A 9,861-nucleotide genomic window follows, 5' to 3' on the forward strand; every position below is an offset into this window, starting at 1 on the left:
ACGCGTGCGACCGGTCATGATGTCCGCTTGACGACGGGAATCGGGTCCACCGGCGCTCCGGCGAGACGGAAGTGCGGCTGGGCGCGCAGAGCGATTTTCCCTGCGGCAGCGAGGATGCCGAGCGCTTGCCGTTTGCGCGCGCAGTCCCGGGCCGCACAGTCGATGTGGGTCTGGGTGATCGCGTGCGCCCTGCTCACGCTGGGCGCGTGCTCGTATGCGGAGTGGTCCAGTCGTGGCGTGGGTTCCAGCGCGGCGCGTTCGGGCCGTCGGCGGACGGGTGGCCGCTGGGCGGCCGGTGCGGGCACCGCGCCGGGCAGTTCATCGCGAGACTCCCGCAGATCCTGCCAGACGAACATGCCGATCACGCCGAAGACGATCGCGATGACACCCCCCACCATCCACCAGATAGGCGCACCCATCATGACCGCTCCCTCATGGCACCGGCGACGGCGCGTTCGAGGACATGCTCGCCCTCGACGGTGATGAGGACAGCGCGCTCGCGGATCGCGCCGTCGATGCTGTCAACGTGCTCCAGGTCGACCACGATCACTGCGTCGGCCTGCGAGCGCCGCAGGGCGAGCATGACCGTGGTGTAGATGCCCTCCCGGGGCGGATCGAGTTCGACGACTGTCTCGTCGACCGCGTATCCGAGCTGGACTCCGATCCGGCTCATTTCGCGCTCATCGTGGTCGCGGTCGGCGCTCAGGTCGGGCCGGATGCAGCGGATCGCGAGACGACCGGATGACTGTGGGATCAGTTGTTTCGAGTTCTCGGCGGTGTCCTGATGTGTGCCGGATGTCTGATGGGTCGCGGATCCGGCTGCTCTGGGCTTCATGGGTTTCCTCGGGACCGTTCTGTTTGGCAGTAGATACGTGCCGATGCCGGGGTGCGTCGCCGTCGGTAGGGGCCACGCCGCATCGGGCGTTGCTACCACAATCGCACCGGTACATGTCCTAAAAAAGGCCATTTGATGGGACATTTAGAGGTCATTTCATGTCCGCATTAGGACATTAGCCGCGTCAGCGGTGCTATGGTCGTCGTATGACTTCCCCCGAGAATGCACTTCGTGCCGCACGGCTCAGCATGGGATACCGGTCCCAGAGCGCGCTGGCAGACGCGCTGAATCAGGCCGCACGCGACATTGGCATTCGCATCTCAGTCAACGCCAGGACTGTCCGACGTTGGGAATCCGACGAACCGCCCTGGCCGCAACCCGAACACGCGACGGCGTTGGAGACCTTGTTCGGCCGCCCGATTTCTGAACTGGGCTTCACATCGTCGCGAAAGGCTGTCGCAGACAAGACGACTCAGCCACAGGGGAGCGGCCGACCTGAAACATGGGCATCCCGGCACTCGGGCGCTCTGGCCGTCGCTCTTCCGCCATCGGTCGCCTCGGACTTCATGACCGCGACCGTGGCATATCGACACATGTATTGGTCGGTTCCCTCGTCGAGGCTCGAGCGGCTCGTGGCCGAGCACGCCGCGCTCGGTTGGGATCTGCTGCCGCAACTTTCGGGTACCCCCCAGTCCCTCATGGCAAGGGCAGTCGCGGAATCGAGCCTTCTTGCCGGAAGGCTGGAGTTCTTCGACCTACAACAGCCCGACACGGCGAAACCGAGCCTCGTCCTTGCCTTTCAGGCCGCAGGCCGAGCGGACGACGCATTGCTGGGTGCTGCGGCTCTCGCGCACATGGCATTTGCCCCGGCCTTCTCGTATTCCGGTGACCCGAAACAGGCCGAAGATGCTCGGGACAAGATCCGTGGGGCACGCACGTTTGCTCGTCGCGGAGACGCCAGCGCCGAGATGGAGGCGTGGCTCGACGCGACCGAAGCGGAAGTCGAAACTCGACTCGGTGACACGCGCCGCGCCTTGCAGTTGATTGCGCACGCGGAGGGTGTCTACGCGGAATACGACGAGGACGAGAATCCGAGTCCTCCCTGGCTGGACTGGTTCTCGCCGATACGTCTCGCGGGATTCAAAGGCAATACGCTGATTGCCGCCGGTCAGGGTCCGGCTGCCCGCGAAACACTCCTGGGGGCCCTGGAGCAGCTTCCTGCGGAGGAGATAAAGCAGCGTGCTGTGTTCTGCGCGGACCTTGCCTCTGCTGCCGTACTCGAGCGTGAACCTGAGCAAGCGTGCCAATTTCTTGACGACGCACTGAGCCTGCTCGGGGAGCACTGGTATGCGACAGCGATGGATCGCGTGAAGGCTGTCCGTCAGTCTCTACGTCCTTGGGACTCACTCCCGCAGGTGAGGGCGCTCGATGAACAGCTCTACAACTGGCATACGACGATCAGGTCACTGGCGGTCTAACGAATCATTCTCTGCCGCAACAATTTTCGGCAACTCGTTCAGGTCGTGGATCTTCCAGTCGGCCAGTTCCACGACCTCTGGTTTATCCCGGTAGATCCATCCCCACGGGCCACGCTGGATATATGCGGTTCGCATCCCGGCTGCCTTCGCGGGCGCTACGTCGTTGTCGATCCGGTCGCCGACGTAGATGATCTGCCCGGCTTCACACGGTGCCACCTCGACGACTTTCTCGAAGAAGGAAGCCGAGGGCTTCTCGACACCCCAGTCATCCGAGGTCGCGATGAAGTCTGTCGGCAGGTTGAGGCTGCGAAGGATCCGGCCCGATCGGACGGTTTGATTGCCGACGATCCCGACCCACACGCCCATCTCGCGAAGCCTCGACAGGGCTGGACGTACGTCGGGATAAAGGTCCTCGTCACCGTAGGTCTCCGGCAACCCTGCCTGCGCTCGCGCTTCTCGTTCCTGCCCCAGGTCGAAACCAGGGCGGAAAACCTGGAACGTCTCGCGGTAGTCCTTCCCGAGGGCGATCGTCGCGCCGAATACCGAGACGAACGTATGCCGCGGTACGCCGAGCCAATCCGCCCATGTTCCGTATTCACGCGTCTCATCGACGAGCGTTTCTCCGACATCGAACACAACAGCCCCGATCATGGGCCACACGGTACACAGAGAAGCCGTCCAGGCCGCGCTTGGGCGGCTGTCCTGCATTCTGGTCCGGCGGGCGTCAGGCGGTCATCGCGTCAGCTTTCTAGGCGGGGATGTCCCATTCGGGGAGGCCGTCGTCCTCGGTGGCGTCGTGCCGGGCCGGGTATTTGGCGGTGGGTCGAGTCTGGTTGGGGTGGAGGAGGTTCTGGATCTGGATCTGGGGGTCGTCGCGGTCGAAGGCTGCCTCGCTGTAGGGCAGTTGCTCGGCACTGGCGTGATGGGCGATGCTCGGGCCGCGTTCGGGGAGATCGGCCAGTCGTACTCGCCGGGTGGCCGCGTCGGCGTTCTTGGGGGTCCATAGTGCCCAGACCGGTCCTGCCGGGCCGTGGGGGTGGGTCAGGTCGCGGCTGGTGGTCGCGATCATCAGGCCGGGGGCGTAGCTGCCGAACGCGCGACTCAGCGCGGTCCGTAACCCGGTCTCGCGGCGCGCGGAATGCACACTGAACAGCAGGATCCCGAAGTTGTCGGTCGGGAACTCTTGATAGTCAGCGAGTTTGGACACCACGGTCTTCAACGACTCGGTACCGGTGTCGTACTCGAGGAAGAACCGCACCACGCGGCCATCCTGTTCCCAGCAACCGTAGCCGTCGGGGTGGAGATCGCCCTCACCCGAAGCGTGCGTCCAGAACATCTCGGCGCATTGGCGCTCGGACCACCACTGGGTCAGCCCCTGCACCGAGTCCGGCGCGGCCGGGCCGAGGCGGGTGGGGTTGCGGTGCGCGGCCAGTGCGGCGAAGAAGCCGTTCACGCCGAGGCGGTGGCCGAGCATCGGTGAGCACGCCAGTCGCTCCAATCCCAGCTTGTGCTTGGCCGGGGTCGGTGGGGTTTGCGCGCGTTGGGCCGCGATCAGGCGCGCGCCGGAATATCCGAGCGCGTGGCGGGTTTGGGTGGTGCCGCCGCCGTAGAGGGACTCGCGGAAGGCGAACAGCATGCCCATCCCCCGCAGTTTCCGCAGCCGGTCCTGCGCGCGGCGCACCGAGGAGAACTCCAGGCACGCGATCTGCTCGGTCGTGAACACCTTGTGCTCAGCAAGCAAGGCGAGCAGGCGTCGGTCACGATCGAGCAGACGAAACCACGCGCCCGCGTCCGAATGCCCGCCACGTCGCACACCACGCCCGCCACTTCGCCCGGCGAGTGAATACGTCTCACTACTATTAGTATTCATTCTGGATTTCGTTGCCTTGCCTCGAATGCGGGCCTGAGCTGCGGTGAGGCGGTTGTCGTGTTCGGCGTTTGGGGTGGCGGCTATAGGACGCCGAGCACCCGCCACCCCATCCGCGCCACCACCCGCCGACCCATCCGCCGGAGTGTTCTCGCGACCGGTCACCGAGCCTCACCGCCCACCGGTCGCCAGGCACCGACGACATCGATCAGGAGGTCCAACTCATCGGCCTTCACCACGCCGGCATCTCGATGGCCGAGGACGCCGGCGCCCGCGATGACCAGGGCGCTGAAGGGGGAGTGAGTCCGGCAACCGGGTGCGGTGCACCGAAGTTTCACTACCCCATTCACCCGCCCGTTCACTGGCCCATTCACCCGCCCACTTAAGAGCGGGGTAGTGAATGGGGTACCCCGGCGACGCAAAACCGCAGGTGGGTATGGGTGCGCGGGACCGGGGCGCGACTCCGACAGGCTTCTGTAAGCCTGCCCGGCGGGGATCTTCTCGTTCATGAGCGGCATTCAGGCCGCCTCGGGTCGCCGACGACGCGGGTCACCGTTCTCGGTGGCGGCGCGGCGGGCGTCGATCTGTTCGACGATCGCGGCGATGGCCGAGATCTGGTCGCGATCGAGGGGTGCCCACTTGTCGGTGATCGTGCGCCAGTAATCGATCCAGTCGTCATCGAAGCTCAACTGCTCCGGCTCCGCAGACGGCTGCGAAGCCGGTGGCGGAGCCGGGCGGGCGCGCCCCTGGCGCGCGGGACTTAGCGGAACGACGGGCGGGGCGTCGCCGTGCACGGGGTCGTCGGGTTCGGGGGTGTTATGGGGCGTGCTCATGGGGAGTCTCCAATATCCGCAACCTCCTGCTTGTGGCGGGGGTCGCGGGGGTAGTCGCGGTTGGTTTGCCGTGTGGGCTGTGCCGCTTCGACTCCTCGACTGCCGTAGCACCCATCGAGGCCAGCGATCACGATTCACTTGTCACACCACCGGTCGGTGGTGCCAGCTTGACGAACCAGCCGCTTACTGGATACTCTCAGTACTCTCCAACACTACGATCGGGTGTCTTGTACGCTCTGGTTGACACACTGGATCTTGAAGCGTACCTCGCTGCACGGAGAAGTAAACCCCTCCGCAAGATCTTTTCCTCTCTCGCTCTCCTCCGGTCGGCGGATTCGGACAGCACCGTGATCCTGATGACGGCCACGAGCGACATGCCGGTGCCCAGGAGTGCGGGGCCGACACGAGGGCCGATACGAGGGCCGCTTATGAACGGCCCACCCCCGCCAGCCGATCTCCACAGCTCGAAATTTCTCCTGCCTCGGCAACGTCTAAGCTACTCTTGAGCACTGCACATGAACCTCCAATCGTGCCAGCAGTCAAGCGCTTTGGCCGACAGGACGTGCCGACCACTCCGACGAGCCTCACACCCAGGGCGATAGACCTCAGCTACCACCACGATCCGACCAACAGTCGTTGACACCGTCGGGTTTTCCGGCGGATCTGCTGCCCGAGTTGATCCGAGCGTCTAGGCTGATGTCCGTTACGTGTCGAGCGTTCAGGGGCGGGTATGGAGCCGATTTCGATAGCTGTGGCAGCAGCGGCGTTACTAGCGTCGAAGTTCGGGGAGGGTTTCGCCAAAGATGCGGGAGCCAGTGGCTGGCGCGCGGTTGCTCGTCTGCGTGAGGTGACTGCTCAAAAGTTCGGGCACGGCTCTGAAAAATCTGCGGCGGTACTTGCTTTGAGTACGAACCCGTCATCGCAAGCCCAGATCACGGTGGCGGAGTCGATCGCTGCGGCGGCCAGGTCTGATCCAGACTTCGCTGCCGAGATACACAATCTGGTGGAGATCGCACAGGAAGACCCCATGATCGAGGCCTTCGTCGCGAAGGCATACGACAATGCAAAGCAACTCAACATTCGCGGCGACAACACCGGCACCATCAACTTCTAACCACTGGAGAATGCCCGGTGCCAGACGGCCGAGACGACTGCACAAATATCGGTGTACTGCGTTGATGCAACAGTCGGGGCGCAGGAGGCCAGTGTCGGCGCGGGCCTGGGTACTTGAAATCCTCTGTGCCGCTAATGTTCTCTGCTGTTATAGCCCGATTTCGGCAAGTGAGGTTGGGTGGCGGCGCAGGGATTCGGTGAGCTACCCAGTTGGATCTCCCTGGGAGTCAACTGATCTCGGATCGGAGAGTGTGAATACTGCATGCACGCTGAAGGCTTCGCTCGACAGGCGAATATCATGGGAGACAACTATGGCACGATCAACCTGCATGACGCCTCTGTCCATCCGATTGCGACGAATACCTTGCCGCGCGAAGTAACGACCTTCCTGGGTCGCGACGAGCAGCTGCGGTTGATTCTGGCTGCGGCGGGCAATGAACGCATTATCGCCATCGACGGTATGCCCGGTATCGGCAAAACCGCGCTGGCTACAACCGCTGCACGTCAGCTGGCCAGGAATTTTCCAGATGGCCAGTTCTTCGTGGAGCTGAATGCTCACACGCCTGGACAGTTATCGGCGAAGCCCTTCGACGTGCTTGCTCGGCTGCTCACAGATCTCGGCATCGATCCGCGACACATTCCCGATAGTGTCGAAAGTCGGCGAGATCTGTGGCGCGACCGAGCGTCGGCAAAGGCTCTTTTGCTGGTCCTTGATGACGCCGGTGACTATGCTCAAATTGAGTCGCTGTTGCCGACCGGGCCACGTTGCATGACGCTGATCACCAGTCGCCGTCGACTTGTCACGCTGGATGATGTGGTGTCTTTATCACTGGGTACCCTTGCGCCCTCTGCGGCAGTGGAATTATTTGCCACACTCAGTCGCCGTCGTGAAGTGACTGACAGCGAGTTGGCCGATGTCAGCGAAATCGTCAGACTGTGCGGGCACTTGCCTCTCGCGATTGTCCTGCTGGCCGGTCGTTTGGCGCACCATCCCACCTGGGCGATCAGCGATCTCATTCGGGATTTCATCATAACCCGAGGCAACCTCGGCGACAGTGATAGTCAAGAGAGGACCGTGCATGCCGCCTTTGCCATGTCATATGCCGATCTGTCGCCCTCGCTCCAAGAGTTTTTCCGTCAGCTCAGCACGCATCCTGGCCAGGACGTCGATGCGCACGCGGCTGCGGCTTTGGCAGATATTTCGTTCGTCATGGCCCGGGAGAATTTGGACACTCTCTATACCGATCATTTCTTAGAGGAAACTTCTGTTTGTCGCTACCGAATGCACGATTTGGTCCGCGACTATGCTCGCACATTGGCAAAACGCGATCCGATCGAGGAGCGCAGCGATTCCATCAATCGGCTATTCGACTATTATCAGTATACCTCTCGTATCGCCGATCGTCATCTTGCACGCGTCACTTGTCCGAGCCGCGCCACAAGTACATCGTCCGGCAGCTTCCCTACATTAACGACTTATCCGGAGGCGCTCTCCTGGATGACTGCCGAGCAGTCGAATCTGCTGGCCTGTCTGCAACATGCAGCCGCAGTGGGCGATTCGATACGACTCATCGAACTGAGTTGCGTCCTCGCTGGCTTTCTGCGACTGAAGGGGCCACGGCAACAAGCGCTCGAACTGCATGGCCGTGCCGCCGCCGTGGCTCGGAGGGTCGGTGACCAGCTCGCCGAAGCAAATGCACTGCAAGATATTTGCGACACACAGTACCTCGTCGGCGATAACTCGGCAGCGACCGAATCAGCACAGCGAGCGTTGACAATATACCGAGAAGCGGATAATCGACTCGGCCAGGCTAACTCGGGCTGCTATCTGGGGCTTATTTATTTTGCGCGTGGCGACTTTACCGAAGCCGCTGAGTTCATACGAGAGGCGCTGGCTATCTACCAAGATGTCGGTGATCGGGTGGGCGAAGGCAACGCTCGGCTGCATCTCTCTGCCATACAGCATCGTACTGGTGACTGCAGAGTAGCCTTAGAAATGTATCTAAGTACTCTGGATTTCTGTAGCGATGTAGAAGATGTGGTTGGCCAGGCTAACGCACTCAACGACCTGGGCCGGGTGTGCCACACTCTCGGCGATTACTCGCGGTCGGCGGAATATTGTCGACAAGCGCTGGACCTCTATCGTGCCATCGAAAGTCGGCTCGGTGAGGCCAATACCACGGTTGACCTAGGTCGTGCACTATGTAGTGAGAGTAACCATCACGACGCGGCGACACTCCTGAAGCGGGCGATCGATGTCTACCGGGAAATTGGCGGCCGGCTCGGCGAAGCGAATGCCCTTCTGTCACTGAGCTCAGTACTGGACGCGAATGTTGACAGAGCAGCGCTTGTTCGTCAGGCGTATCTGATATACCGAGAAATAGGTGACCAACATGGAGAGGCCGAGGCGCGACTGCAGGCGGCGAAATTCGCGGCTGAGGCTGGCGAGCCCCGGCAAGCTCTGGCTGAGTACGCGGAGGCCCTCAGGCTTGGTGGTCTTGTAGAGAGCCCATTGCTTGAGGCTCAAGCGCGGGAGGGTATTGCGGGGTGCCGCCTCCAACTCGACGACACAACGACCGCCCGAACTGAGCTCAAGGCGGCGATGAGTCTGTACCAGAGAGTCGGTATCGCGACGCCAGTGGTCGCCAGTCTTCTGGCTTCACTTGATGCCGCAGACCCTCTCGACGGGTGAGGAGTATTGGAGTGGACGTTGACGCCGCAGCCCACCAGTAAAGCACCTCAAGGTGTGTATGTGGCCGTCGGTGTTGATTACGTGCCGAAGGCACACTGTCGATACCACGACCGCGAGCCGTGCTCGCCACGAGTGCGGTCTCACCCGGTCCTCATGGACCGACGTCAGGGCCGAGCCCGCCCGTGTGTGTCGCGGGTGCGGACGCCACGCTCGCGCAGACGATTCAACACGGTGGTCGGATCGACGGCAAAGTGTTTCCCGACTCGTGCCAGGGACCAACCGAGACCGTAGAGGCGAATCGCCTCGTCGATCTGGTGTGCAGACAGGCCGCGTCGGCGCATCGGCACATCGTGCCGATGCAGGATGGCGCTGACGGTACGGCGATCGACCCCGGACCGGTCGCCCAACTCGGCGGTCGTTGCACCGGCCGCATAGTCGCGCACCAGCATCCGGACTTGGTCCTGACCGAGTTGCCGCTTTCGACTCGGCGTGGACCGGCGGGCCGGCAGAGGCGGCAATGGTGAACTCCCGCCACCGCTCCCGGCGCGGTTGTCACGACGACTTCGCTTGTCGCCCAGCTGTCCTCGCGCCAGCTCGACAAGCACCTCCGCGATCTTGTCGACGTCCGGGCGATCACGACGAACGCCGCGAATCTCGAGCTTGCCCCACCGGGCATCAGTGTTGATCGGTATCGTCATGCCTCCACTATCTCGCCCGAAGGCAATTCCAGGTCAACTACCTGCCTACAAGCCACACCGCTGCGGCTCCCCTTGCCGCCGACCACGGATATGGACACCCACCCGGCACAACGCGCGGCCCCACGATGGCCGGAACATCCACCACCCCCGAAATACGTCAAGGGCAGCAACGAACAATACCGAACCCCTTGATTACGGTGTGAGAGAAGTTGCAATGCAGCACTTTTCGAACTGCCGAACAACCGATATGCGGCTACTTAAGACTGGTGGTAGGGCTTGATCCCGGCCAGGATCAGTCCCAGGTACCCGGTGGGAAGCTCCCTAATCGGCTGCCCACCAGCAGTA

Annotated in this window: 9 protein-coding genes; 3 read left to right on the forward strand and 6 right to left on the reverse strand. The window is 62.6% G+C overall.

All coding sequences use genetic code 11. The features are described 5' to 3' along the window. Positions 1–14: 14 nt before the first annotated feature. Positions 15–422, reverse strand: coding sequence for a hypothetical protein (locus tag ABH933_RS45210; RefSeq protein WP_429429271.1), 408 nt, complete (start codon positions 420–422; stop codon positions 15–17). Continuing rightward, a complete protein-coding gene (locus ABH933_RS45215; protein ID WP_429429273.1) occupies positions 419–835 on the reverse strand; it encodes a hypothetical protein in 417 nt (138 codons plus the stop codon). Before ABH933_RS45215 ends, ABH933_RS45210 begins: the two co-directional genes overlap by 4 nt. Positions 836–1,041: 206 nt before the next feature. On the opposite strand from ABH933_RS45215, the gene ABH933_RS45220 reads away from it, so the two are divergent. After that, positions 1,042–2,313, forward strand: a complete 1,272-nt coding sequence (locus tag ABH933_RS45220; RefSeq protein ID WP_429429275.1) for a helix-turn-helix domain-containing protein — start codon at positions 1,042–1,044, stop codon at positions 2,311–2,313. On the opposite strand, the gene ABH933_RS45225 is transcribed toward ABH933_RS45220, so the two are convergent. From ABH933_RS45225 to ABH933_RS45235, 3 genes are all read right to left on the reverse strand, one after another. Further along, the gene (locus ABH933_RS45225; protein WP_429429277.1) at positions 2,299–2,964 is read right to left on the reverse strand and encodes an HAD family hydrolase; all 666 of its coding nucleotides are present in this window, start codon (positions 2,962–2,964) and stop codon (positions 2,299–2,301) included. The two genes, ABH933_RS45220 and ABH933_RS45225, sit on opposite strands and share 15 nt — an antisense overlap. Positions 2,965–3,061: 97 nt before the next feature. Next, entirely contained in the window at positions 3,062–4,183 is a 1,122-nt protein-coding gene (locus ABH933_RS45230) for a replication-relaxation family protein (protein WP_429429279.1), read from the reverse strand. Positions 4,184–4,698: 515 nt separating this feature from the next. Then, positions 4,699–5,013, reverse strand: coding sequence for a hypothetical protein (locus ABH933_RS45235; RefSeq protein ID WP_429429281.1), 315 nt, complete (start codon positions 5,011–5,013; stop codon positions 4,699–4,701). A 730-nt stretch (positions 5,014–5,743) separates the two neighbouring features. Between ABH933_RS45235 and ABH933_RS45240 the strand changes: the two genes are divergently transcribed. Both ABH933_RS45240 and ABH933_RS45245 read left to right on the forward strand, forming a co-directional pair. Continuing rightward, positions 5,744–6,127: a hypothetical protein gene (locus ABH933_RS45240; RefSeq protein WP_429429283.1), complete on the forward strand. Its 384-nt coding sequence runs from the start codon at positions 5,744–5,746 to the stop codon at positions 6,125–6,127. Positions 6,128–6,424: 297 nt separating this feature from the next. Continuing rightward, positions 6,425–8,818, forward strand: a complete 2,394-nt coding sequence (locus tag ABH933_RS45245) for an ATP-binding protein (RefSeq protein ID WP_429429285.1) — start codon at positions 6,425–6,427, stop codon at positions 8,816–8,818. A 164-nt stretch (positions 8,819–8,982) separates the two neighbouring features. Here the strand turns inward: ABH933_RS45245 and ABH933_RS45250 are convergent, their stop codons facing one another. Then, positions 8,983–9,516 carry a hypothetical protein gene (locus tag ABH933_RS45250; protein WP_429429287.1) on the reverse strand — a complete coding sequence of 178 codons (534 nt, stop codon included), beginning with the start codon at positions 9,514–9,516 and terminating at the stop codon, positions 8,983–8,985. Between the last annotated feature and the right edge of the window lie 345 nt (positions 9,517–9,861).

Source organism: Nocardia sp. GP40, assembly GCF_050434125.1.
GTDB classification, from domain to species: domain Bacteria; phylum Actinomycetota; class Actinomycetes; order Mycobacteriales; family Mycobacteriaceae; genus Nocardia; species Nocardia albiluteola.